This window comes from Streptomyces sp. MB09-01, assembly GCF_033794505.1.
Taxonomy (GTDB): domain Bacteria; phylum Actinomycetota; class Actinomycetes; order Streptomycetales; family Streptomycetaceae; genus Streptomyces.
In genome coordinates this window covers 1-21,968 of record NZ_JARAYQ010000047.1, presented here as the reverse complement: position 1 = coordinate 21,968, position 21,968 = coordinate 1, and the positions used below count along the sequence as shown (strand labels likewise).

Annotated in this window: 22 protein-coding genes and 1 tRNA gene; 12 read left to right on the top strand and 11 right to left on the bottom strand. The window is 72.7% G+C overall.

What is annotated here, in order from left to right; translation table 11 throughout:
- The first annotated feature begins 16 nt into the window (after positions 1-16).
- Positions 17-205 carry a DUF5703 family protein gene (locus PV721_RS13085; RefSeq protein WP_030009118.1) on the top strand — a complete coding sequence of 63 codons (189 nt, stop codon included), beginning with the start codon at positions 17-19 and terminating at the stop codon, positions 203-205.
- A gap of 39 nt (positions 206-244) precedes the next feature.
- Here the strand turns inward: PV721_RS13085 and PV721_RS13080 are convergent, their stop codons facing one another.
- From PV721_RS13080 to PV721_RS13070, 3 genes are all read right to left on the bottom strand, one after another.
- Complete coding sequence (locus PV721_RS13080) at positions 245-1,108, bottom strand: chaplin (RefSeq protein WP_319723555.1); 864 nt, start codon at positions 1,106-1,108, stop codon at positions 245-247.
- A 155-nt stretch (positions 1,109-1,263) separates the two neighbouring features.
- Positions 1,264-1,497, bottom strand: a complete 234-nt coding sequence (locus tag PV721_RS13075) for a chaplin (RefSeq protein WP_319723553.1) — start codon at positions 1,495-1,497, stop codon at positions 1,264-1,266.
- Between the two features lie 130 nt (positions 1,498-1,627).
- Positions 1,628-2,953: a M20/M25/M40 family metallo-hydrolase gene (locus PV721_RS13070; RefSeq protein WP_319723551.1), complete on the bottom strand. Its 1,326-nt coding sequence runs from the start codon at positions 2,951-2,953 to the stop codon at positions 1,628-1,630.
- A 167-nt stretch (positions 2,954-3,120) separates the two neighbouring features.
- Here PV721_RS13070 and PV721_RS13065 point away from each other — a divergent pair.
- Positions 3,121-3,208 (top strand) — tRNA-Leu (locus PV721_RS13065).
- A 207-nt stretch (positions 3,209-3,415) separates the two neighbouring features.
- On the opposite strand, the gene PV721_RS13060 is transcribed toward PV721_RS13065, so the two are convergent.
- The 3 genes from PV721_RS13060 to PV721_RS13050 all read right to left on the bottom strand — a co-directional run bounded on the left by PV721_RS13060 (position 3,416) and on the right by PV721_RS13050 (position 7,688).
- A complete protein-coding gene (locus PV721_RS13060) occupies positions 3,416-4,855 on the bottom strand; it encodes an amino acid permease (RefSeq protein ID WP_416371088.1) in 1,440 nt (479 codons plus the stop codon).
- A 220-nt stretch (positions 4,856-5,075) separates the two neighbouring features.
- Positions 5,076-6,620: an APC family permease gene (locus tag PV721_RS13055; protein ID WP_319723547.1), complete on the bottom strand. Its 1,545-nt coding sequence runs from the start codon at positions 6,618-6,620 to the stop codon at positions 5,076-5,078.
- Positions 6,621-6,740: 120 nt separating this feature from the next.
- Positions 6,741-7,688, bottom strand: coding sequence for a hypothetical protein (locus PV721_RS13050; protein ID WP_319723545.1), 948 nt, complete (start codon positions 7,686-7,688; stop codon positions 6,741-6,743).
- 263 nt (positions 7,689-7,951) lie between these two features.
- On the opposite strand from PV721_RS13050, the gene PV721_RS13045 reads away from it, so the two are divergent.
- Positions 7,952-8,377 carry an ASCH domain-containing protein gene (locus PV721_RS13045; protein WP_319723543.1) on the top strand — a complete coding sequence of 142 codons (426 nt, stop codon included), beginning with the start codon at positions 7,952-7,954 and terminating at the stop codon, positions 8,375-8,377.
- A 92-nt stretch (positions 8,378-8,469) separates the two neighbouring features.
- Here PV721_RS13045 and PV721_RS13040 read toward each other — a convergent pair whose 3' ends face one another.
- Positions 8,470-10,125: an FAD-binding dehydrogenase gene (locus PV721_RS13040; protein WP_319723541.1), complete on the bottom strand. Its 1,656-nt coding sequence runs from the start codon at positions 10,123-10,125 to the stop codon at positions 8,470-8,472.
- Positions 10,126-10,201: 76 nt separating this feature from the next.
- On the opposite strand from PV721_RS13040, the gene PV721_RS13035 reads away from it, so the two are divergent.
- The 7 genes from PV721_RS13035 to PV721_RS13005 all read left to right on the top strand — a co-directional run bounded on the left by PV721_RS13035 (position 10,202) and on the right by PV721_RS13005 (position 15,369).
- Positions 10,202-10,732: an NUDIX hydrolase gene (locus PV721_RS13035; RefSeq protein ID WP_416371086.1), complete on the top strand. Its 531-nt coding sequence runs from the start codon at positions 10,202-10,204 to the stop codon at positions 10,730-10,732.
- 9 nt (positions 10,733-10,741) lie between these two features.
- Positions 10,742-11,140, top strand: a complete 399-nt coding sequence (locus tag PV721_RS13030; RefSeq protein ID WP_319723539.1) for a YidH family protein — start codon at positions 10,742-10,744, stop codon at positions 11,138-11,140.
- A complete protein-coding gene (locus PV721_RS13025) occupies positions 11,137-11,454 on the top strand; it encodes a DUF202 domain-containing protein (RefSeq protein ID WP_319723537.1) in 318 nt (105 codons plus the stop codon). The genes PV721_RS13030 and PV721_RS13025 overlap by 4 nt, the downstream gene beginning before the upstream one ends.
- A 126-nt stretch (positions 11,455-11,580) precedes the next feature.
- Complete coding sequence (locus tag PV721_RS13020) at positions 11,581-11,877, top strand: hypothetical protein (RefSeq protein ID WP_319723535.1); 297 nt, start codon at positions 11,581-11,583, stop codon at positions 11,875-11,877.
- A 163-nt stretch (positions 11,878-12,040) separates the two neighbouring features.
- Positions 12,041-12,952 (top strand): MBL fold metallo-hydrolase, encoded by a 912-nt coding sequence (locus tag PV721_RS13015; RefSeq protein WP_319723533.1) that lies wholly within the window; start codon positions 12,041-12,043, stop codon positions 12,950-12,952.
- Between the two features lie 132 nt (positions 12,953-13,084).
- On the top strand, positions 13,085-14,125 hold the full coding sequence (locus PV721_RS13010) for a phosphotransferase family protein (RefSeq protein ID WP_319723531.1): 1,041 nt from the start codon (positions 13,085-13,087) through the stop codon (positions 14,123-14,125).
- Between the two features lie 11 nt (positions 14,126-14,136).
- A complete protein-coding gene (locus PV721_RS13005) occupies positions 14,137-15,369 on the top strand; it encodes an acyl-CoA dehydrogenase family protein (protein ID WP_319723529.1) in 1,233 nt (410 codons plus the stop codon).
- Between the two features lie 267 nt (positions 15,370-15,636).
- On the opposite strand, the gene PV721_RS13000 is transcribed toward PV721_RS13005, so the two are convergent.
- Positions 15,637-16,005, bottom strand: coding sequence for a MerR family transcriptional regulator (locus PV721_RS13000; RefSeq protein ID WP_319723527.1), 369 nt, complete (start codon positions 16,003-16,005; stop codon positions 15,637-15,639).
- Between the two features lie 53 nt (positions 16,006-16,058).
- Between PV721_RS13000 and PV721_RS12995 the strand changes: the two genes are divergently transcribed.
- A complete protein-coding gene (locus PV721_RS12995) occupies positions 16,059-17,165 on the top strand; it encodes an alkene reductase (protein ID WP_319723525.1) in 1,107 nt (368 codons plus the stop codon).
- Between the two features lie 4 nt (positions 17,166-17,169).
- Here the strand turns inward: PV721_RS12995 and PV721_RS12990 are convergent, their stop codons facing one another.
- The 3 genes from PV721_RS12990 to PV721_RS12980 form a co-directional block, all read right to left on the bottom strand.
- Positions 17,170-17,775 (bottom strand): TetR/AcrR family transcriptional regulator, encoded by a 606-nt coding sequence (locus PV721_RS12990; protein WP_319723522.1) that lies wholly within the window; start codon positions 17,773-17,775, stop codon positions 17,170-17,172.
- Positions 17,776-17,843: 68 nt separating this feature from the next.
- The gene (locus tag PV721_RS12985) at positions 17,844-19,679 is read right to left on the bottom strand and encodes a class I adenylate-forming enzyme family protein (RefSeq protein ID WP_319723520.1); all 1,836 of its coding nucleotides are present in this window, start codon (positions 19,677-19,679) and stop codon (positions 17,844-17,846) included.
- Positions 19,664-20,437, bottom strand: coding sequence for an SDR family oxidoreductase (locus PV721_RS12980; protein WP_319723518.1), 774 nt, complete (start codon positions 20,435-20,437; stop codon positions 19,664-19,666). Before PV721_RS12980 ends, PV721_RS12985 begins: the two co-directional genes overlap by 16 nt.
- Positions 20,438-20,597: 160 nt before the next feature.
- On the opposite strand from PV721_RS12980, the gene PV721_RS12975 reads away from it, so the two are divergent.
- Positions 20,598-21,893 carry a DUF1343 domain-containing protein gene (locus PV721_RS12975; protein WP_319723516.1) on the top strand — a complete coding sequence of 432 codons (1,296 nt, stop codon included), beginning with the start codon at positions 20,598-20,600 and terminating at the stop codon, positions 21,891-21,893.
- Positions 21,894-21,968 lie beyond the last annotated feature (75 nt).

The window sequence follows — 21,968 nt, the reverse complement described above, 5'->3', positions numbered from 1 at the left end:
CCGCACAATAGATGCGATGCCGGAATACGAATTTGTCGACGTGTACGTGCCCCGCGGTGTTCCTCGCAAGGAGGCGACCCGCCTGCTGACCGATCATGCCGAGTACGGGAACTGGGAACTGGACCGGCTGAGCCTGTACCGGGACGGCAGTCGCCGTGTGCGACTGCGCCGCCGGATCATCCGCCAGGTCCGCGCGACCTGGTGACGCGGGCCCCGGGGGCGGGGCCCGCGTCGTGATCAGCCGTCAGGCGGCGTTGCGGGCGCGCCGGTAGAGCACGCTGCCCGCCAGCAGCAGGCCGCCCGCGAGCGGGAGGCCGGCGGCCAGGACGTCACCGGAGCCGGTCGCGGCGAGAGCGGCCGACTGGCCGGGGTTGCCCCCGGTCTGCGTGCCGGTCCCCGGGCCGGGGTGCGTGACCGGGGTCACGGGGGTGACGGAACCGGTGCCGGGGTTGGCCGGGGTACCCGGAGTGCCCGTGCCGGGCGTACCGGGAGTGCCCGTGCCCGGGGTGCCGGGGTTGCCCGGGTTTCCAGGCGTCTCGCCACCCGGGGTGCCGGGGTTGCCCGGGTTCTGGCCACCCGGCGTACCGGGGTTCTCACCGCCCGGCGTGCCGGGGTTACCCGGGGTGCCCGGGTTCTCACCGCCCGGGTTTCCGGGGGTGCCGGGGTTGCCGGGGTTCTCACCGCCCGGCGTGCCCGGGTTGCCCGGGGTGCCGGGGGTGCCCGGGTGGTCGTCGCACGGCTCGTCGCCGTCGCCGGGGTGTCCCGGATTGCCGGGGTGTCCGGGGTTGCCGGGGTGACCCGGGTGTCCCGGATGACCGGGCTTGCTCGGCTTGCTGGGCTTGCCGTGCTTTCCGTGGCCACCGTTGGAGCACTGGTTCCCGAAGGCCGGATTGAGGCCTCCCACCACCGTGACCGTGTTCCCGCATGCGTTCACCGGTGCGTCCACGGGTGCCTGCACGTTGTTCCCGGACAGCAGTCCCGGAGAGTTCGCGGTGTGCCCCGAGGCGCCGGAGTCCGCGTGTGCGTAGCCCCCGCCGAGGGCGAGGACACCCCCTGCGGCAGCCATGGTGATCAGGGTCTTCCTGGTGACCTGTGCCGGTCGTCGCATCTGTACGTCCCCTGGTGTGTGCGTTTCGGCCGCTTCTCGGCGGCCCGGCCGTCCAGGCTCCCCCGCCTGGTGAGCCGAAGATGAGAATCCGGGCCGGAAAGCCCGGTGGCCCCGGAGCGCTGGAATGCGCTCCGGGGCCCAAGACTTCAGACGCGTCAGGCGTTGACGCAGGCGTTGCCGAAGGCCGGGTTCAGCAGGCCGATGACGGACACGGAGTTTCCGCACACGTTCACCGGGATGTGGACCGGCACCTGGATGGCGTTGCCGGACAGAACACCGGGGGAGCCGATGGCCGCACCCTGGGCACCCGCGTCGGCGACAGCCAGACCCGCACCCGCGAGAACCAGGCCACCAGTGGCAGCCGCAGCGGCGACAACCTTCTTGATCATTGTTCCTCCTAGTAGGCAAATGCGGTCCCAGCCGCGGACCGCACCACCTGTAACGAGGAGGAATCACCGGGGCTACGAGCGTATGAGTGCATTCACTCTTCTCAGTGGAATGCGCACACTTACCCGAATTTCAGGCGTTGTCGATGAACCGGTCGAGCACGCGCACGCCGAACTTCAGTCCGTCCACGGGCACGCGTTCGTCCACGCCGTGGAACATCCCGGCGAAGTCCAGCTCCGGCGGCAGCTGCAGCGGCGCGAAGCCGAAGCAGCGGATGCCGAGGTCGTCGAAGGACTTGGCGTCCGTACCGCCCGAGAGCATGTACGGGACCGCCCGCGCGATCGGGTCCTCGGCCTTCAGGGCGCCCTGCATGGCGTCCACCAGCCGCCCGTCGAAGTCGGTCTCCAGCGCCTTGTCGCCGTGCACGTCCTCGCGCTTCACGCGCGGGCCGAGGATGCGGTCCAGGTCGGCGAAGAACTCGTCCTCGTAGCCCGGCAGGAAGCGGCCGTCGACGTGGGCGGTCGCCTGGCCGGGAATGACGTTGACCTTGTAGCCGGCGCCGAGCATCGTCGGGGCGGCCGAGTTGCGCAGCGTCGCGCCGACCATCTTGGCGATGCCGCCGAGCTTGGCGAGGGTCTCGTCCATGTTGTCCGGGTCCAGCGGGGTGCCCAGCGCGTCCGAGAGCTCGTCCAGGAAGCTCCGTACGGTCTTGGTCACCCGCACCGGCCACTGGTGGCGGCCGAGCCGCCCCACGGCCTCGCACAGCTCCGTGATGGCGTTGTCGTTGTTGGTCATGGAGCCGTGGCCCGCGGTGCCCTCCACCGTGAGCCGCATCCAGTGCATGCCCTTCTGGGCGGTCTCCACGAGGTAGAGCCGCAGGTTCTCGTTGACGGTGAAGGAGAAGCCGCCGACCTCGCCGATCGCCTCGGTGACGCCCTCGAACAGGCCGGGGTGCTTGTCGACGAGGTGCCGGGCGCCGTAGATGCCGCCCGCCTCCTCGTCCGCGAGGAAGGCCAGCACGATGTCGCGCGGGGGCTTGCGCCCGCTGCGCATCCGGTCGCGCACGACGGCCAGCGTCATCGCGTCCATGTCCTTCATGTCGACGGCGCCGCGGCCCCACACGCAGCCGTCGGCGATCTCACCCGCGAACGGGTCGTACGTCCAGTCCGCGGCATTGGCCGGAACCACGTCGGTGTGCCCGTGGATCAGCAGCGCCGGCCGCGAGGGGTCCTCCCCCTCGATCCGCGCCACGGTCGAGGCGCGCCCCTTGTGCGATTCGAAGATCTGCGGCTCCAGCCCGACCTCGGCGAGCTTCTCGGCGACCCACTCCGCCGCCTTGCGCTCCCCGGGGCCCGAGTGGTCTCCGTAGTTGCTGGTGTCGATCCGGATGAGGTCCCGGCAGAGGTCGACTACCTCGTCCTCACCGGAGACGGTCCTGCCCGCGCTCGACTCGCTCACGCTGCTTCCTCCCACTGATCAGTACCGAACACCTCCATCCTCCCGCCCCGGGCCGCTCTCCCCAAGGGCGATCCCCGGCCGTCAGGGGGTGCGATCGAGGACCCCGGAATGTTTGGTAATGTTTTCCACGTCGGAACGGCCCGCGAGGGACGCGAGACAGACACCTTGTCCGGGTGGCGGAATGGCAGACGCGCTAGCTTGAGGTGCTAGTGCCCTTTATCGGGCGTGGGGGTTCAAGTCCCCCCTCGGACACCACGGCGAAAGGCCGGTCGGGAATTTTCCCGGCCGGCCTTTCGTGCGTCCGGAGACGGCTGCCCCGCGCGCACCCGGCTCCCTCAGGCCCCAGGGGGTAGGGGAGGCAGGTCCTGCCGGTCGGCGTCCGCCCCGGCACGGGGAGGGGAACGCCGAGGCCCCCCGCGCGGAAGGGGAGTTCCGGCGCGAGGGGCCTCAGGGCTGCCCGGGTCAGTGGCGGGAGGCGGCCAGTTCGGCCACGCGGCCGCGGACCAGGAACCAGCCGCCGACCAGGGCGGCGCCGATGAGGGGGACGAACATGACCGTGGTGCGGCCGACTCCGCCGTCGCACCACATCAGGACCAGGACCGTCAGGAGGAAGGCCAGGGTCACGAGCTGGGTGTACGGGGCCCAGGGCAGGCGGTACGAGGGCCGCTCCAGGCTGCCCTGCTGGGCGCGGCGCCAGAAGAAGAGCGAGCAGAGCATGACCATGCCCCAGGTGCCGAGGATGCCGAGCGAGGCGAAGTTGAGGACGATCTCGAAGGCGTCCTTGGGCATGAAGTAGTTCAGGCCGACGCCCGCGACGCCGAAGGCGGCGGTGAAGAGGACCCCGCCGTAGGGGACCTTGCCCTTGTTCATGAGGCCGGTGAACTTCGGAGCGGAGCCCGACATCGCCATCGAGCGCAGGATGCGGCCGGTGGAGTAGAGGCCGGAGTTCAGGCTGGAGAGGGCCGCGGTGAGGACGACCAGGTTCATGACGCCGGCGGCGCCGGGGACGCCGAGCTTGTCGAAGACGGTGACGAAGGGGCTCTGGTCGGAGCTGTACGCCGTGTGGGGCAGCAGGAGGGCGAGGAGGACGACCGAGCCGACGTAGAAGAGGCCCACGCGCCACATGATCGAGTTGATCGCCTTCGGCATGATCTTCTCGGGGTTCTCGGTCTCACCGGCGGCGACGCCGCAGAGCTCGACGGAGGCGTACGCGAAGACCACGCCCTGGATCACCAGGAGCATGGGGAGCATCCCGGACGGGAAGATCCCGCCGTTGTCGGTGATGGTGGAGAGGCCCGGGGTGTGGCCGCCGATCTCGTGGCTGGTGGCGACGAGCCAGATGCCGACGATCAGGAAGACCACCAGGGCGGCGACCTTGACCAGCGAGAACCAGAACTCCATCTCGCCGAAGTACTTCACCGAGATCAGGTTGGCGGTGAGGACGACGGCGAGGGCGATGAACGCGAGGACCCACTGGGGGACGTCGGTGAACATCGACCAGAAGTGGGCGTAGGTCGCGGCGGCCGTGATGTCGGCCACGGTGGTGGTGGACCAGTTCAGGAAGTACAGCCAGCCGGCCGTGTAGGCGCCCTTCTCCCCCATGAACTCGCGAGCGTAGGAGACGAAGGCTCCGGAGGAGGGGCGGTACAGGACGAGCTCGCCGAGCGCCCGGACGACGAAGAAGGCGAAGACTCCGCAGACCGCGTAGGCGATCGCGAGGGAGGGGCCGGCACCGGCGAGGCGGCCGCCGGCGCCGAGGAACAGTCCGGTGCCTATCGCTCCGCCGATCGCGATCATGTTGATGTGGCGGGACTTGAGGTCCTTGCTGTAGCCCTCGTCACCGGCGTCGACATGGCGGGAAGACGCCGGGGCGGGAGCCTCGGTCAAGGTGCGGTCACTCAGGTCACTCATGTACAACTTCGCCTTCGTGGGGGTCGGACGGCAGGTCCGTTCCGCGGCGCGGGGGAGCTGGGTGCTGTCCCCTGTGTCGCGGTCCGGTGAATTTGTCGCCCCAGGAGACCATGAGGGTCCGCCCCCCGCCAAAATCGACCCCCTGCACGTCGAAGCCCCCGACGACCTTGGAAAGGGTTGTCGGGGGCTTCGTAGGGGCTCGAAAGCGAGGTCAGTCGGTGCTGCCGGCCGCTGCCGCTTGATCGAGGCGGAAGGCCTCGTTGCCCAGGCCGATGCGGGCGTGCACCTCGGGGCGGCTGCGGCGCAGCACCGCTCCGTAGAGCAGGCCGCCCAGGACGGCGGCGCCGATGATGCCGGGCAGGGCCCAGCTGAGCGCGGAGCCCTTTTCGGCGCCGACCAGGACGCCGAAGTCCTTGACGGTGTACACGGCGATGGCGAGCAGTGCCAGGCCGGCGGCGCCGGCCGCGGCGAGGCGCCAGACCTGGGCGCCGGCGGTGCCGCGGCGGACGAAGAAGGCGATGACGGCGAAGGAGGCGGCGGCCATGAGGAGGGTCACACCGAGGGCGCCGACGCTGCCCATCCAGGTGAACAGGTGCAGGACGGGGGCGGTGGGGTCGCCGGCGGGCATGTCGTCGGTGACGGCGAAGGCGATCACGACGAGCGCGGCGATGCCGGTCTGCAGGAGGGAGCCGGTGCCGGGGGCGCCGGTGCCGGCGTTGGTCCGGCCGAAGGCGGCGGGGAGCAGGCCCTCGCGGCCCATGGCGAAGGCGTAGCGGGCGACCACGTTGTGGAAGCTGAGCATGGCCGCGAACATGCCGGTCACGAAGAGGACGTGCAGGACGTCGGTGAAGGTGGTGCCGAGACGGCTCTCGGTGAGCTGGAAGAGCAGGCCGGGGCCGGCTTCGGCGGAGGTCTTCACGACCTCGGCGGGGCCGGTGGCGACGGTGAGGGCCCAGGCGCTGAGGGCGAAGAAGAGGGCGACGAAGGCGACGGCGAGGAACATCACCCGGGAGACGACGATGTGCGGCTTGCTGGTCTCCTCGGCGTAGACCGGGGACTGCTCGAAGCCGACGAAGGCGGCGATGCAGAAGCAGAGCGCGGTGCCGAAGCCGGCTCCGCTGAGGGTCTCGGGGTTGAAGGCGTGCAGCGAGAGGCCTTCCGCGCCCGGCTCGGCGAGGGCGGCGACGTCGAAGACGACGACGAGGGCGCACTCGACGAGGAGGAGGACCCCGAGGACCTTGGCGTTGAGGTCGATCTTGAGCCAGCCGAGCGCGCCGGTGACGGCGACGGCGAGCAGGGCCGGTATCCACCAGGAGAGTTCGATCTCCAGGTAGGTGGCGAAGAGGCCGGAGACCTCGAAGCCGAGGATGCCGTAGACGCCGCACTGCATGGCGCTGTACGCGACGAGGGCGACGAAGGAGGCACCGGCGCCGGCCGTGGGGCCGAGCCCGCGGGCGATGTACGCGTAGAAGGCACCGGCGTTGTGGACGTGCCGGCTCATCTCGGCGTAGCCGATGCTGAAGAGCGCGAGGACGGCGCCGAGGATGACGAAGAGCAGGGGCTGGCCGACGATGCCCATGACTCCGAAGGTCGTGGGCATGACGCCGGCGACGACCATCAGGGGCGCGCTGGCGGCGAGTACGGACAGGAGCAGACCGGCGGTACCGAGGCGGTCGGCGCGCAGGGCGCGGTCCTGGCCCTTGTACGTACGGATCTCTGCCGGGTCCTGGAGCGTGGTGGATCTGCCCGTCGGCATGGCGGCGTCCTTTCAGGGGCGCGGTTCTCTCGGGGGCGGTGCTCGGGGGCGGTGCTCGGGGGAATCTCTGGAGTGCGGTCTGTGGGGCGCGCGGTTCTTTCGGGGGCGGCGTCTTCGGTGTCAGGCGGTGCCGAGCGCGACGCTGCGTGCGGCGAGGAAGGCCTTCTGCGGGTCCCGGTCCGGATAGGACCAGGGGGCGCGGGTGGCGTGGCTGCCGATCCGGTGGAAGAGGGCGGCGGCCTCGGCGGGTCGGCCCTCACAGAGTTTGGCGTGGGCGAGGAAGTTGAGGTCGACCCGGTTGCGGGGGTGGTCGTCGCGCTCCCACTCCAGCCACCAGTCGAAGGCGGAGCGCAGGACCTGGCGGGCGCGGCGGCCGGCCCAGTGGGCGGCCGCCGCCTCGGGGGTGTGGCCGTGGGTGGCGGCGAGGACCCGGTAGCGCTCGGCGTGCGCGACGACGGGGAGCACGGCGAGCGGGGAGTCGGCCGGCGACTCCTCGGCGGCCCAGGCCGCGAAATCGTAGACCTCGTGGAGCGGGTCCTGGCCGGAGGCGAGGGCGCGTTCGGCCAGCCGGGCGACCATCAGGTGGTGGGCGTGGTGGTGCTCGCGGTGGCGGGCCCGGACCTGGTCGAAGTGGCGGCTGAACTCCTCCTCGCTGCCGAAGGCCCGGGACAGGAGGAGCAGTCCGAGCCAGGGGGTGGGGTCGGCGGGGTGCAGGGCGGCTGCCCGCCGGCAAGCCTCTTCGGCGGCGGCCGGGGTGCCCTTGTGGCGCAGGGCGGTGAAGACGGTGGCGCAGGCGAGGAGGGTGGCGGCGTCGGCGCTCTCCGGCTCGGCGAGCAGCCATTCGCGGGCCCAGGCGGTGGCCGCCGGGGTCTGGGCGAGGACGACGACGCGGTGGGCCCGGCGGTCCCAGCCGTCGCCGGTTCCGACGAGGAGGGAGCGGGCCCTGGCCCACCGGCCCTGGGTGAACTGGGTGCGGACGTCGACGAGTTCGGCGTCGCAGAGGGCCGGGTCGAAGAGTTGGGCTTCCCGCTTGCGGGCGCGGCCGAGGGGCGGCGGAGGCGGGGACATCCGCGGGTTTCCCTCCAGGACGCGGGCGGACGAAGGTCGGCGGCGGCCGGAAACGCGCGCAGGGCGCACGCGAGCGGTTCGGCCTGGTGGTCGGGGGATCGTGCCGGTGAGCGCACCGGTGATCACGCACAGCAAAGCGGTACGCACGCCTCCGAGTCAAGGTCCAGTCCACTGCGTGGCGGGTTTCAACTGCATTGATGGCGACACGAGTTGGGATGGTTGTACGGGTTCGTGAGATCGCGGCGGCGTCGTAGGGTGACCCCATGACCACGCATGACGATCTTCCTCCCTACCTGCTGGGATTTCCCGGTCCGCTGCGCGACCAGTTGGTCGCGGCCGTGCTGAGCGGGGCGAAGACCAGCACCACCGGCCTGCTCGCGGAGTACGAGGCCGAGGGCGAACCGCTGCCGGAGCCGGGTGCCCGTTCCCTGCTCGTCGATTCCGGGGAGCGGGGGGTGGCGGTGGTGGAGGTGACGGGCGTGGAGGTGCTGCGGCTCGGGGAGGTCGGGCTCGCGCACGCGCTCGACGAGGGCGAGGGATTCGCGTCCGTGGCCGAATGGCGTACGGCACACGAGGAGTTCTGGCACGGCGAGCCGGTGCGCGCGGCCGTCGGTGACCCGGGGTTCACGGTCGACGACGACACCCTCGTCATCGCGGAGCGGTTCCGGGTCACCGAGCGGCTGGTCTGACGGAAGGGCCCGGCCGGCCCCGCCCGCGCGGCGGAGGCCGGGGCAGGCGCGGGCGCGGCCGGTGGGGCCGGTGGGGCCGCCCTGCGGGTCCGTCAGCCGGTCGCCAGGGCCGCGGCACGGCCCGCCGCGCGCCCCGAGAAGATGCAGCCGCCGAGGAACGTGCCCTCCAGGGCCCGGTAGCCGTGGACGCCGCCGCCGCCGAACCCGGCCGCCTCGCCGGCCGCGTAGAGGCCGGGCAGGGGTTCGCCCGCACCGGTCAGCACGCGGGAGGAGAGGTCGGTCTCCAGGCCGCCCAGGGACTTGCGGGTCAGGATCGAGAGCCGTACCGCGATCAGCGGACCGGCGGCGGGATCCAGGATCCGGTGCGGGGCGGCCGTGCGGATCAGCTTGTCGCCCAGGTACCTGCGGGCCCCGTGGATGGCCGTGACCTGCAGGTCCTTGGTGAAGGGGTTGGCGATCCCGCGGTCGCGGGCCACGATCTCGCGCCGGACGGCGGCCTCGTCGAGGAGGTCCTCCTTGGTCACCGCGTTCATCCCGCGGACCAGGGCGGACAGGTCGCGCTCGACGACGAAGTCGGCCCCGTTGTCCATGAAGGCCTTGACCGGGCCGGGTACCGCCTGGCGGGCGCGGGTGATCACGTCACGGACCGACTTGCCGGTCAGGTCCGGGTTCTGCTCGGAGCCGGAGAGCGCGAACTCCTTGCCGATGATCCGCTGGTTGAGCACGAACCAGGTGTGGTCGTGCCCGGTCTTCATGATGTGGTCGAGGGTGCCGAGGGTGTCGAAGCCGGGGAACAGCGGCACCGGCAGCCGCTTGCCCGTCGCGTCCAGCCACAGCGGGGACGGACCGGGCAGGATGCGGATGCCGTGCCTGGCCCAGATCGGATTCCAGTTCCCGATGCCCTCGGTGTAGTGCCACATCCGGTCCTTGTTGATGTGGCTGGCGCCGGCCTCCTCCGCGATGCCGAGCATCAGGCCGTCCACGTGCGCCGGAACCCCTGAGAGCATCCGCTGCGGCGGGGTGCCGAGCCGGGCGGGCCACTGCGCGCGCACGAGGTCGTGGTTGCCGCCGATGCCGCCGCTGGTGACGATCACGGCCTGGGCCCGCAGGGAGAACTCCCCGGTGACCTCGCGGCTGCTCGCGGTGCCCCGTACGGCGCCGGAGGGTGCCAGGATCTCGCCCGTCACGGTGTCCACCCCGCCGGCGGTGGCGGAGAGTCCGGTGACCCGGTGGCGGAACTTCGGCTGGACCAGGCCGCGGGCGACTCCGGCCCGGACCCGCCGCTCGAAGGGTGCGACCAGGCCGGGGCCGGTGCCCCAGGTGATGTGGAAGCGGGGGACGGAGTTCCCGTGGCCGTTGGCGTCGTAGCCGCCGCGCTCCGCCCAGCCGACGACGGGGAAGAAGCGGACGCCCTGGGCGTGCAGCCAGGAGCGCTTCTCGCCGGCCGCGAAGTCGACGTAGGCCTCGGCCCAGCGGCGCGGCCAGGCGTCCTCCTCGCGGTCGAAGCCGGCGGTGCCCAGCCAGTCCTGGAGGGCGAGTGCGTGACTGTCCTTGATCCGCATCCGGCGCTGCTCGGGCGAGTCCACGAAGAACAGGCCGCCGAACGACCAGTGCGCCTGACCGCCGATGGACTGCTCCGGCTCCTGGTCGAGCAGGATGACCTTGCGGCCCGCGTCGACGAGCTCGGCGGTGGCCACGAGGCCCGCGAGCCCGGCTCCGATCACGATCACGTCTGCGTCGTACGTCATGCGGCTACCCGTCCTCCGTCGGTGGTGGGGCAGATCCTTGGCTACGGAGCGGTAACCAGTCAACAGGGGTGGTTGGATGAACCGTGTGAGTGCCGCTGATGAAGTACTGGACGTGGTGGACCGGGACGACCGGGTGACCGGGCGGGCCCCGCGCGGCGAGGTGTACGCCCGGGGGCTGATCCACCGCTGCGTGTTCGTGCAGGCCAGGGACGCGGAGGGGCGGATCTTCGTCCACCGGCGCACCGCCTCGAAGCTCGTCTTCCCCTCGCACTACGACATGTTCGTGGGCGGGGTGGTGGGCGCCGGCGAGACCTACGCGCAGGCGGCGCTGCGGGAGGCAGAGGAGGAGCTGGGGGTACGGGGGCTGCCGCAGCCGACGCCGCTGTTCAAGTTCCTGTACGAGGGCCCGGGCGGGGCCTGGTGGTCGTACGTGCACGAGGTGCGCTGCGAGCTGCCGGTGGCCCCTCAGGCGTCGGAGGTCGACTGGCACACGTACCTCACGCGGGAGGAACTGGACCGGCGGGTCGAGGGCGGGGACTGGGCCTGGGTGCCGGACGGGCTGGAGGCCCACCGGCGGCTGCGCGGGTTCCGGCAGGCGGGCCAGTAGATTGGCCGGGTGATCGACTTCGTCAAGGACGTGCGCCTCTGGTTCGCACCCGCGCGGCTGAGGGACGAGGGCGAGACCCCCGACTACCGCTTCTCGCTGGCCAACGAACGGACCTTCCTGGCCTGGATCCGGACCGCGCTGGCCCTGGTGGGCGGCGGTTTCGCCGTCGACCAGTTCCTGCCGGACCTGCGCTGGGGGGTGCGGGTCGGGATGGCCTTCGCACTGCTCGCGGTGGGTGCGGCCTGTGCGCTGCGGGCGGTGAACCACTGGGTGCGGTGCGAGCGGGCGATGCGGCGGGGCGAGGACCTGCCGCTGTCGCGGTTCCCCGTGGTGCTGAGCCTGGGCGTGGGGCTGGTCGCGGTGATGATGGTGGTGGTCGTGCTGATGGGCTGGACGACGGGGCAGTGAGCGGGTCGGGCGCCGACCGCGACGCCGGGCTGCAGCCCGAGCGGACCCGGCTCGCGTGGCGGCGTACGACGCTGGCCTCCTCGGTGGTGGCGGTGCTGGCGTTGCGGCAGGCCCTGCGCGGGTCCGGCGCGCCGGTGGAGCTGGCGGGGGCGGCGGTGATCGCGCTGGTGTGGCTGCTGTTCCTGTGGGTGGCGCACCGGCGGATCCGGGCGCTGGCGGCGGACCGGCCGCGGGGGCTCTCGCCGCGGGCGGCGCTCGCCGCGGCGGGGTGCACGCTGGCGCTGGCGCTGGTCGCCGTGGCGGTGATCCTCTGAGCCCCGCTCCCCTGGCCCCCGCCCTGGCTTCCGGTCGCCCCGGTCGCCCCGGTCGGATGATCGCGGTTTTGCGCGTCGCTCGGACACAACGGGCGATACAGGGTGATCCGCACTAATCTCGGCGCCATGACGACCCTGCACCACGAACACCCCACGCACCAGCACACGCACGGCGCGGACTGCGGGCACCAGGCGGTTCGGCACGGCGACCACGTCGACTACGCGCACGACGGCCATCTGCACCGGGAGCACTCGGGGCACTGGGACGAGTGCGAGCCCACCGGGCACACCGCCCACGAGGGCCACGACCACGCGCACGGCTCGGGCTGCGGGCACGAGACGGTCCAGCACGGCGACCACGTCGACTACGTGCACGACGGGCACCGTCACGCCGCGCACGACGGGCACTACGACGACCACTGACCGGGCCCCTGACCGGGCCCCTGACCGGCGCGACTGACCGCTCCCGCCGAGCGGTGCCCCGTACGGGAGGCGCCGGACGGCGCGCGGCACCCGCTCTCCCCCGGCGCGGCGACGGCTGGCAGGATGCTGACCGCCCGTCAAAGCGACCCGGGGGAGAGCCCAGATGCCCGTCGAAGCGCCGTACCTCGTGCAGCCCGCGCCGGGGGTGTACGCCTACGTCCAGCCGGACGGCGGCTGGTGCCTCAACAACGCCGGCTTCGTGAGCGACGGCGGCCGGACCCTGCTCATAGACACCGCCGCCACCGAGCGGCGGGCCCTGGCGCTGCGCGAGGCGGTCGCGGCGGCCGGGGTACCGCTCCCCCGGACCGTGGTGAACACCCACCACCACGGCGACCACACCTACGGCAACGGCGTCTTCGCCCCGGAAGCGCTGGTCCTCGGCCACGACAGCGCGCGCACCGAGCAGCTCGCCGCCGGGCACCAGCTGGAGCTGATCTGGCCCGCCACCGACTTCGGCGCGATCGACATCACGGCGCCCGATCTCACGTACAGCGACCGGGCGACGGTGCACGTGGGCGGGACGGAGGTGCAGGTCATCCACCCGGGGGTGGCGCACACCACCGGGGACTCGATCGTGTGGCTGCCCCGGCAGCGGGTGGTCTTCACCGGGGACATCGTCTTCGCCGAGGGGACCCTGTTCCTGGCGATGGGCTCCCTCGCCGGCTCCCTGCGGGCGCTGGAGCTGCTGCGCTCGCTGGACGCGGAGACGGTCGTACCGGGTCACGGACCCCTGACCGACGCCTCGGCCTACGAGGCCACCGAACGCTACCTGCGGTACGTGGCCGAGCTCGCCCGGGAGGGCCGCGCGAAGGGGCTGACCCCGCTGGAGGTGGCCCGGCAGGCCGATCTCGGCGAGTTCGCCGCATGGCGGGAGAGCGAGCGGCTGGTGGCGAACGTGCACCGGGCGTACGCGGAGCTGGCCGGGGAGGCGGAAGGCGTGCCGCTGGACATCCTGGCGGTGCTGAAGGACATGACGGTGATGAACGGCGGAACACCGATCCTCTGTCACGCGTGACATGACATCGCCGGCAGAAGGTCTTCTTTCGGCCCGCGCTCTGGACGGCATACCGACTGGTCGGCATGATGGCATGCGGCGGTGCACCGCCGCATGCTCCCCAGTCCTCACTCCGCACGGAGGTGCGTACCCATGACCTCAGCCCCGGCCGACCCGCGCGGCCTGGATCCGGAGCGGCTGCGCGGTCATCTCGACCGCGTGCGGCCGGGCCTCGTGGCCGGGCCCCTGCGCGGCCGGCTGATCGAAGGCGGCCGGTCGAACCTCACGTACGAGATCACCGACGGGAGCTCCCGCTGGGTGGTGCGCCGGCCGCCGCTGGGCCACGTACTGGCCACCGCGCACGACATGCGGCGCGAGCACCGGGTCATCGAGGCGCTGCACGGCACGGCCGTGCCGGTGCCCGAGCCGGTGCTGCTGTGCGAGGACGAGAACGTGCTCGGGGCTCCGTTCTACGTCATGGAGTACGTGGAAGGTGTGCCGTACCGGACGGCCGGTGAGCTCGCCGCGCTCGGCCCGGAGCGCACCCGGCGGGCGGTGCTGGGCCTGGTGGACACGCTGGTCGAGCTGCACGCGGTGGATCCGGAGGCGGTGGGCCTGGGCGACTTCGGCCGGCCGGAGGGGTTCCTCGACCGCCAGCTGCGCCGCTGGGGCAAGCAGCTGGCGGCCTCCCGGGGGCGGGAGCTCGCCGGGATCGACGAGCTGCACGCCACGCTCGGCCGGACCCTGCCCGTCTCCCCCGCCCCGACGGTCGTGCACGGGGACTTCCGGCTCGACAACGTCCTGATCGGCGGCCCGGACGACACGATCCGGGCGGTGCTGGACTGGGAGATGTCCACCCTCGGGGATCCGCTGACCGACCTCGGGCTGCTCGTGATGTACAGCTCCGACCTCGGCCTGACCGCGTCTCCGGTCAGTACGACGAGCGGCGCACCGGGCCATCCGGCCCCCGCCGAGCTGATCGAACGGTACGCCGCCCGCTCCGGCCGGGACACCGGGGGCATCGCCTGGTACACGGCCTTCGCCTGGTTCAAGCTCGCGGTGATCCTCGAAGGCATCCACTACCGCTACACGCTCGGGCAGACCGTCGGAGCGGGCTTCGACCGGATCGGCGAGCTGGTGCCGGTCTTCATCGAGCACGGACTGACCACCCTGCAGGAACTCCAGGAAGGCTGAGGCACGCACCCATGGACTTCGCATTCGACGCCCGGACCGAGGAACTCCGCGAGCAGCTGCTCGCGTTCATGGAGGAGTACGTCTACCCGGCGGAACCCGTCGCCGCCGAGCAGCGCGCACGGCTGGCCTCGCCCTGGGACACCCCGGCCGTCTTCGGTGAACTGAAGGCCGAGGCGCGCCGCCAGGGCCTGTGGAACCTCTTCTTCGTGGACCAGCACAGCCTGCCCGGCGCGGAGCACGGCGCTGGGCTGACCAACCTCCAGTACGCTCCGCTCGCCGAGATCACCGGCCGCAGCCCGCACCTGGCGCCGATGGCGACGAACTGCGCGGCCCCGGACACCGGGAACATGGAGCTGCTCGCGCAGTTCGGCGACGAGGCGCAGAAGAAGCAGTGGCTGGAGCCGCTGCTGGCCGGGGAGATCCGCTCGGCCTTCGCGATGACCGAGCCCGACGTCGCCTCCTCGGACGCGACGAACGTGGAGACGCGGATCGAGCGCGACGGCGACGAGTACGTGGTCACCGGGCGCAAGTGGTTCATCTCCGGGGCGATGAACCCGGACTGCAAGATCTTCATCGTGATGGGCAAGACCGACCCGGAGGGCGCCGATCCGCGCCGCCAGCAGTCGATGATCCTGGTCCCGCGCGACACCCCCGGCGTCGAGGTGCGCCGGGCCATGACGGTCTACGGGTACGAGGACCACGACCACGGCGGCCACGCCGAGGTCGTCTTCGACGGGGCGCGGGTCCCGGCGGCGAACCTGATCGGCGAGGAGGGCAGCGGCTTCGCCGTCGCCCAGGCCCGGCTCGGCCCGGGCCGCATCCACCACTGCATGCGGCTGATCGGCATGGCGGAGCGGGCCATCGACCTGATGTGCCGGCGCGCGGTGGACCGTACCGCCTTCGGCAAGCCGCTGGCCGCCCAGGGCGTCGTACAGAACTGGATCGCCGACGCCCGGGTCACGGTGGAGCAGCTGCGGCTGCTGGTGCTGAAGACGGCCTGGCTGATGGACACGGTCGGGAACCGGGGCGCGCACACCGAGATCCAGGCGATCAAGATCGCGACCCCGCGGGCGGTGGTGCGGATCCTCGACGACGCGGTGCAGCTGCACGGCGCGGGCGGAGTGAGCCAGGACTTCCCGCTGGCCGAACTGTGGGCGGCGGCGCGCACGCTGCGGCTGGCCGACGGACCGGACGAGGTCCACCAGCGGTCGCTGGCGCGGCGGGAGCTGAAGCGCCACATGTAGGGAGCGGGACCCTGCCGGCGCGGCGCGCGGCCTGCCGGAGGCGGGCCGGCGTCGCGGGAAGCTGCCGGAGGCGGGCCGGCGCCGCGGGAACCTGCCGGCGGTGCGGCCCTGTCGGACGGAACGGCGCGGCCCTGCTGCCCGGACGGGCCCTGCAGGGCGGGGCGCCGGACGTGGCGGCCCGGGATCAGGCGGGGCAACCGGGGCCAGGTGGTGACCCTTCCGGGGGTCAGGAGGTGGCGCCGCGGGGTCAGGCGGGGCGCCGCGGGGTCAGGCGGTGGCCGCGCCCGCCGCCGCGTCGATGACCTCGTCCAGGACCTCGCGGGAGCGGAGGAGGTCGCCGATCAGCCGGTCGATCCGCTCCCGCTCCGCGGTCAGTTCGGCCACCAGCTGCGGGGTGGCGCGCACGGAAGGGCCGCCGTCCTCGTCCCGCATGCAGGGCAGGATCCGCGCGATCTTCGCACTGTTCAGGCCGGCCGCGTAGAGCTCCTGGATGCGGATGACCCGGTCCACGGCCCGCTCGGAGAACTCCCGGTGGCCGCCGGGCGTCCGGTCGGAGACGAGCAGGCCCTGGGTCTCGTAGTAGCGGAGCGAACGCTCGCCGACACCGGTGCGCGCCGCCAGTTCCCCGATCCGCATGGCCCACCTCAGGTCTTGAATCTGACATCAATGTCAGGTTCTACGGTACCGGCATGACGCAGACACAGCAGGCTCCCACCCCGTCCCGTCTCTTCGAATCCGCCCGCCTCGGCGGCCTGGAGCTCCCCAGCCGCCTGGTGATGGCCCCGCTGACGCGCAACCGCGCCGGGGCCGACGGGGTCCCGGGCGAGCTCATGGCCACCTACTACGCCCAGCGCGCCTCGGCCGGCCTGATCATCGCCGAGGGCACCACCCCGAACGCCGTCGGCCAGACCTATCCGCACATCCCCGGCATCCACAGCCCCGCGCAGATCACCGGATGGCGCCGGGTCACCGAGGCCGTGCGCACGGCCGGCGGGCGGATGTTCCTCCAGCTCCAGCACGGCGGCCGGGTCGGCCACCCCGACACCAGCGGGCACGTCCCGCTCGCCCCGTCGGCGGTGCGGTTCCCCGAGCCGCTGCACACGCCCGGCGGGCTGCGGGAGGCCGTCCCGCCCCGGGAGATGACGGCCGAGGACATCCGGTCGACCATCGCCGACTTCGCGGACGCCGCCCGGAACGCCGTCGAAGCGGGCTTCGCCGGTGTGGAGGTGCACTCCGCCAACGGCCACCTGCTGCACCAGTTCCTCTCGCGGAACACCAACCTGCGCACCGACGAGTGGGGCGGGGCCGTCGAGGGGCGGATCCGCTTCACCGTCGAGGTCGTCCGGGCCGTCGCCGCGGCGATCGGAGCCGAGCGGGTCGGCGTACGGATCTCGCCCGGGCTGACCGTCAACGGCATCGAGGAGGGAGACACCGAGGAGATCTATCCGGCGCTGCTCAAGGCCCTGGCGGACCTCGGACCGGCCTACCTGCACCAGGTGTACGCCGACCCGGACCACCCCCGCTTCACGGAGATGCGCCGGGCCTGGCCCGGCACGCTGATCGCCAACCCCGCGCTCTCCCGCGAGGAGGTCGCGTCCGACGGCGGCCGGCGGCGCGGCGAGCAGCTCCTGGCCGCGGGCGCCGATCTGGTCGCCCTGGGCCGGGGCTTCCTCGCCAACCCCGATTTCGTCGAGCGGCTACGCACGGGCGCGCCCCTCAACGAGATCCGCCCCGAGTTCCTGATGTACGTACAGGGGGCGGAGGGCTACACCGACTACCCGGTCCTGGAGCGGTGACCCGTCAGGGGCGCAGTGCGCGCAGCAGGAGGTCGGCGAGGTGATCGGCGACCTGCTGCGGGGTGAGCGGGCCGTCCGCCCGGTACCAGGTGGACAAGTGGTGGACGGAGCCGAAGTGGTAGTCGACGACCAGGTCGGCGGGGGTGGCGCTGGAGAAGACGCCCGCGCGCTGGCCCTCCTCGATCAGGGCCCGGAAGCGCTCGTGGTAGCGCCGGCGCTCCGCCCGGACCTGCTTGAACTTCTCCGGACTGAGCTGGTGCATCGACCGGAAGAAGATCATCGCGTCGTCGAGGTTCTCGATGGTCGTGACGACCACGTCGGCGGCTGCCGCCCGCAGCCGCTCCTCGACGGGCGCGTCGGAATCGGCCACCGCGTCGAGCCGCTGCTGCTGCAGGCGCAGCATCCGCGCGTACACCTCGTGCAGCAGGTCGTCCTTGGACCCGAAGTAGTGGTAGAGCGCGCCCTTGGTGACCCCGGCCGCCTCGACGATCTCCTGGACCGAGGTGCGGTCGTAGCCGCGCTCGGCGAACAGCCGGGTGGCGACGGCCAGCAGCCGCTGCGGTACCGGGGCTTCGTGCGTGCCTGCGGGCTCCGTGGTCCTGGTCGCCATGGCGCTGACCTTCCCTTCCTGATTCCTGCCTGGTCACTGCGACCAGCTGTACGACCGTCCGACTGTTTTCAGCCGCGATCGCGCAGTTCCCGTCGCAGGATCTTGCCACTGGTCGTCTTCGGAAGGACAGGCAGGATCTCCACCTGACGCGGGTATTTGTACGCGGCGATGCGCGCGGCGCAGTAGGCGGACAGTTCCTCCGGCTCGGCCGAGGCCCCGGGGCGCAGGCTCACATAGGCCTTGACGCTCTCCCCGCGGTACGGGTCGGGAACGCCGACCACGGCGGCCTCGCGGACGGCGGGGTGGGTGTAGAGCACGTCCTCGACCTCCCGCGGCCAGACCTTGAAACCGGAAGCGTTGATCATGTCCTTCTTGCGGTCGACGACGTAGAGCCAGCCGTCGGGGTCCATGAATCCGACGTCCCCGGTGCGCAGCTCGCCGCCCGGGAAGGCCCGGGCGGATTCCGCGGGCAGGCCCCAGTAGCCGGGCACCACCTGGGGGCCGCGGACGGCTATCTCGCCGGTCTCGCCGAAGGGGACCTCGGCTCCCTGCTCGTCGAGGATGCGGACGACGGTGTCGGCGCCGGGCAGGCCCACGGAGAGGGTGCCGGAGGCGGGGTCGACGGGGGCTTCGAGGTGCACGGGCACGCTGGCGCAGGGGGCGGTGCACTCGGTCAGGCCGTAGCCGTTGCGGAGGTAGAAGCCGAAGGCGGCGCGGAGGCGTTCGACGAGCGCGGGCGGGAGCGGGGCGCCGCCGGAGGAGATCACCTGGAACGAGGCGAAGTGGTCGGGGGTGACGGCGGGATGGGCGGCGAGGGCCATGAAGGCGGTGGCCGGGCCGACGGTGTAGGCGGGGCGGTGTTCGAGGAAGGCGTCGAGGACGGCCCCGGCGTCGAAGCGGTGGGCGAGGACCAGGGTGCCGGCGTTGGCGAAGCAGGCGGCGAGCTCGCAGACCATGCCGGTGATGTGGAAGAGGGGCGCGAGGGCGAAGTAGGTGGCGCCCTCGGGCAGGGGGTGGGAGGTGACCTGCCGTACGGCGTTGTAGGTGAGCGCGCCGTGCGGGTTCATGGCGCCCTTGGGGGTGCCGCTGGTGCCGGAGGTGTAGCTGATGAGGGCGGTGTCGGCGGCGGTGAGGGGCGGGCCGTCCGGCGCGGGTCGCCTGCCGCGGGCCACGGCGAAGAGGTCGGCGATGTGCCCTCCGGGCAGCGGGGCGGGGACGTGCGCGGGCCGGTCCGGTGCGGCCGGGCCGCGCTGGGCCGGCAGGCCGGGCCGGGTCGGCGGGCCGGACGCGTCCGCTTCGGGCTGCGGGCCGGACGTGTCCGCTTCGGGCTGCGGGCCGGACGTGTCCGCTTCGGGCTGCGGGCCGGACGTGTCCGCTTCGGGCTGCGGGCCGAAGAGCCGCGGGTCGTTGCGCGTCTGGAAGTCCAGGTCCGAGGCGGTCAGGACGGTCCGCACGGCGCTCTCCCGGGCTGCCTCGGCCAGGTACGCCGTCCACGCGCGGCGCTCGCAGACCAGCGCGGCGGCCCCGGAGTCGCGCAGGACGTGGCGGACCTCGCCCGACTTGTACATCGGGTTGACCGGAACGACGACGGCCCCGGCCTTCCAGGCGGCGAGGACGGCCAGTACGAAGTGCGGGGTGTTCTGCAGCATGACCGCGACCCGGTCCCCGCGCCGGACGCCCCGCGCGGCGAGGTGACCGGCGACGGAGTCGGAGAGGGCGTCGGCCTCGGCGTAGCCGATCCGGCCGTCGAAGTAGGCCAGCGCGGTGCGCTCCGGGGCCCGGGCGACGGCCTCGCGGAAGGCGTGCAGCACGGTGGGCGGCGGCGCGACCGGCTCCCGCTGGACCGGTGCGAGCAGCCCGGTCCAGGGCCTGGCGGCGTACGAGGAGGTCACCGGGTCTCCCATTTCTGCTGGAGGTGGTTCATGCCGCTCAGCCAGCGGTCCGGCTCGGTGGCACGGGCGGCGTAGAAGTCGGCGACCTCGGGGTGCGGGAGGATCAAGAACCGGCCCTTCTCCATGCCGTCGAACAGTACGTCCGCGACCGCTTCCGGCTCGATCGCGGTCGGCGCGAGGACGAGTTCGCCCGCCGAGCCCGCGGCGGTCAGCATGTCGGTGCGCACCCCTTGCGGGCAGATGGCGTGGACCTGGACACCGCGGTGGCGGTAGGTCAGCGAGAGCCATTCGGCGAAGGCGAGCGCACCGTGCTTGGTGACACTGTACGGGGCCGCTCCGATCATGGTCAGCAGTCCCGCGGCGGAGACGGTGGACACGAAGCGGCCGGTCCCCCGCTCCAGCCAGTCCGGCAGCAGCAGTCGGGCGGCACGGACGTGGGCCATGACGTTGGTGTCCCAGGCCGCTTCCCAGACGCCCTCGTCGGCGAACGCGTCGCCGCCCGAGGCGAGTCCGGCGTTGGCGCAGTAGACGTCGACCGTCCCGCCGAGGGCCTCGCGGGCCTCGGCCACGATCGCCGAGGCGTCCCCGGGCACGGCGATCGCCCGGGCGCCGATCGCGCCCGCCACCGCGGCGGCCTTGGCCGGGTCGAGGTCGTTGACCACCACCGTGGCGCCCTCGGCCGCGAAGCGGTGCGCGAGGGCGGCGCCGATGCCGCCGCCCGCGCCGGTGACGACGACTCGCTGGTCCTGGTACGCGTTCACGGGGATCACCTTTCGTGCGGCCGGAGGCCGGATGTCGAATGCCGCATGCCGAATGCCGGATGCCGAGCCGCGGGTGCCCGGCACGGATGCCGGATCCGAAGGCCGGATGGCGGCAGACTAACCGGTCGGTATGTGCGGGTGGAAGGGGCCGGACTCGTAGCGTGGCCGGATGACGCTGTCGCGACGCGGTGTGCTGGGACTGGCGGGGGCCTTGGGATCAGTGGGAGCCGTGGGGGCGGCGAAGGCCCCGGGGCAGGCGGCCACCGCCGGAGCGCCACCGGGGGCCGCCCCTGCCTCCGCGCCGCGGGCGGCGGAGCGGGTGCGCACCGGCTTCGAGCGGCTCGCCGCGGACGGGTACGGCGTACTGGCCGGGCAGAAGGTCGGGGTGGTCACCAATCCCACCGGGATCACCGCCGACGCCCGGCACCTGGTCGACGTCCTGCACGCGGACGAACGGGTGGACCTGGTCGCGGTGTTCGGTCCCGAGCACGGGTTCCGCGGGACGGCGCAGGCGGGGGACTCCGAGGGAGCCTCCCGGGATCCGGCGACCGGGCTCCCGGTGTACGACACGTACGACAAGAGCGGGCAGCGGCTCGCGGACGTGTTCACGGCGGCCGGGGTCGACACCGTCGTCTTCGACATCCAGGACGTCGGGGCGCGCTTCTACACCTACATCTGGACCCTCTACGACTGCATGCGCGCGGCCGCGCTCGCCGGCAAGGCGGTGGTGGTGCTGGACCGGCCGAATCCGGTGGGCGGCCGCCGGGCGGCGGGGCCCGTACTGGAGCGGCCGTACGCGAGCTTCGTGGGCCGGGAGCCGATCGCGCTCGCGCACGGGATGACGGCGGCCGAACTGGCCCTGCTCTTCAACGGCGAGTTCCTGGCCAACCGTCCCGTCCGGCTGCGGACGGTGGCGATGTCCGGGTGGCGGCGGGAGTCGTTCTTCGGGGAGACCGGGCTGCCCTGGGTGCCGCCGAGCCCGAACATGCCGACCCCGGACACGGCCCTCGCGTACGCCGGCACCTGCCTGTTCGAGGGGACGAACCTCTCCGAGGGGCGCGGGACCACCACGCCCTTCGAGGTGGTGGGCGCGGAGGGGATCGACCGGCGGTGGGCGGAGGCGGCGAACGGGCTGGACCTTCCCGGGGTGTGGTTCCGGGAGGCGTACTTCACGCCGACCTTCTCCAAGCACGTGGGGAAGGTGTGCGGCGGGGTCCGGCTGATCGTCCACGACCGGGAGGCCTTCGATCCGGTACGCGCCGGGGTCGGGCTGCTGGTCACCGCGCGGCGGGCGTGGAGCGGCTTCGCCTGGCGGACGGACCACTGGATCGACCGGCTGACCGGCTCGGACCGGGTACGGACCATGGTGGACGCGGGGGCCGGCGTGGAGGAGATCGCGGGCGACTGGGCGGCGGCGCTGGCGCGGTTCGGGGCGACGCGCGGGGGATACCTGCTCTACGAGTGAGCCGACAGTGCCGGGGGGCTGGCCGGGCGGGCGCGTCAGCAGGATGCTGACAGCACCGGAGGCACGGCGTGGAGG

What these genes read in the sequence shown, in the direction of transcription:
- PV721_RS13085 (WP_030009118.1), top strand. Translation starts at nt 17, where the DNA reads ATGCCGGAATACGAATTTGTCGACGTGTACGTGCCCCGCGGTGTTCCT.
- PV721_RS13080 (WP_319723555.1), bottom strand. Translation starts at nt 1,108, where the DNA reads ATGCGACGACCGGCACAGGTCACCAGGAAGACCCTGATCACCATGGCT.
- PV721_RS13075 (WP_319723553.1), bottom strand. Translation starts at nt 1,497, where the DNA reads ATGATCAAGAAGGTTGTCGCCGCTGCGGCTGCCACTGGTGGCCTGGTT.
- PV721_RS13055 (WP_319723547.1), bottom strand. Translation starts at nt 6,620, where the DNA reads ATGCCGACGGGCAGATCCACCACGCTCCAGGACCCGGCAGAGATCCGT.
- PV721_RS13050 (WP_319723545.1), bottom strand. Translation starts at nt 7,688, where the DNA reads ATGTCCCCGCCTCCGCCGCCCCTCGGCCGCGCCCGCAAGCGGGAAGCC.
- PV721_RS13045 (WP_319723543.1), top strand. Translation starts at nt 7,952, where the DNA reads ATGACCACGCATGACGATCTTCCTCCCTACCTGCTGGGATTTCCCGGT.
- PV721_RS13040 (WP_319723541.1), bottom strand. Translation starts at nt 10,125, where the DNA reads ATGACGTACGACGCAGACGTGATCGTGATCGGAGCCGGGCTCGCGGGC.
- PV721_RS13035 (WP_416371086.1), top strand. Translation starts at nt 10,202, where the DNA reads ATGAACCGTGTGAGTGCCGCTGATGAAGTACTGGACGTGGTGGACCGG.
- PV721_RS13020 (WP_319723535.1), top strand. Translation starts at nt 11,581, where the DNA reads ATGACGACCCTGCACCACGAACACCCCACGCACCAGCACACGCACGGC.
- PV721_RS13015 (WP_319723533.1), top strand. Translation starts at nt 12,041, where the DNA reads ATGCCCGTCGAAGCGCCGTACCTCGTGCAGCCCGCGCCGGGGGTGTAC.
- PV721_RS13010 (WP_319723531.1), top strand. Translation starts at nt 13,085, where the DNA reads ATGACCTCAGCCCCGGCCGACCCGCGCGGCCTGGATCCGGAGCGGCTG.
- PV721_RS13005 (WP_319723529.1), top strand. Translation starts at nt 14,137, where the DNA reads ATGGACTTCGCATTCGACGCCCGGACCGAGGAACTCCGCGAGCAGCTG.
- PV721_RS13000 (WP_319723527.1), bottom strand. Translation starts at nt 16,005, where the DNA reads ATGCGGATCGGGGAACTGGCGGCGCGCACCGGTGTCGGCGAGCGTTCG.
- PV721_RS12995 (WP_319723525.1), top strand. Translation starts at nt 16,059, where the DNA reads ATGACGCAGACACAGCAGGCTCCCACCCCGTCCCGTCTCTTCGAATCC.
- PV721_RS12990 (WP_319723522.1), bottom strand. Translation starts at nt 17,775, where the DNA reads ATGGCGACCAGGACCACGGAGCCCGCAGGCACGCACGAAGCCCCGGTA.
- PV721_RS12985 (WP_319723520.1), bottom strand. Translation starts at nt 19,679, where the DNA reads ATGGGAGACCCGGTGACCTCCTCGTACGCCGCCAGGCCCTGGACCGGG.
- PV721_RS12975 (WP_319723516.1), top strand. Translation starts at nt 20,598, where the DNA reads ATGACGCTGTCGCGACGCGGTGTGCTGGGACTGGCGGGGGCCTTGGGA.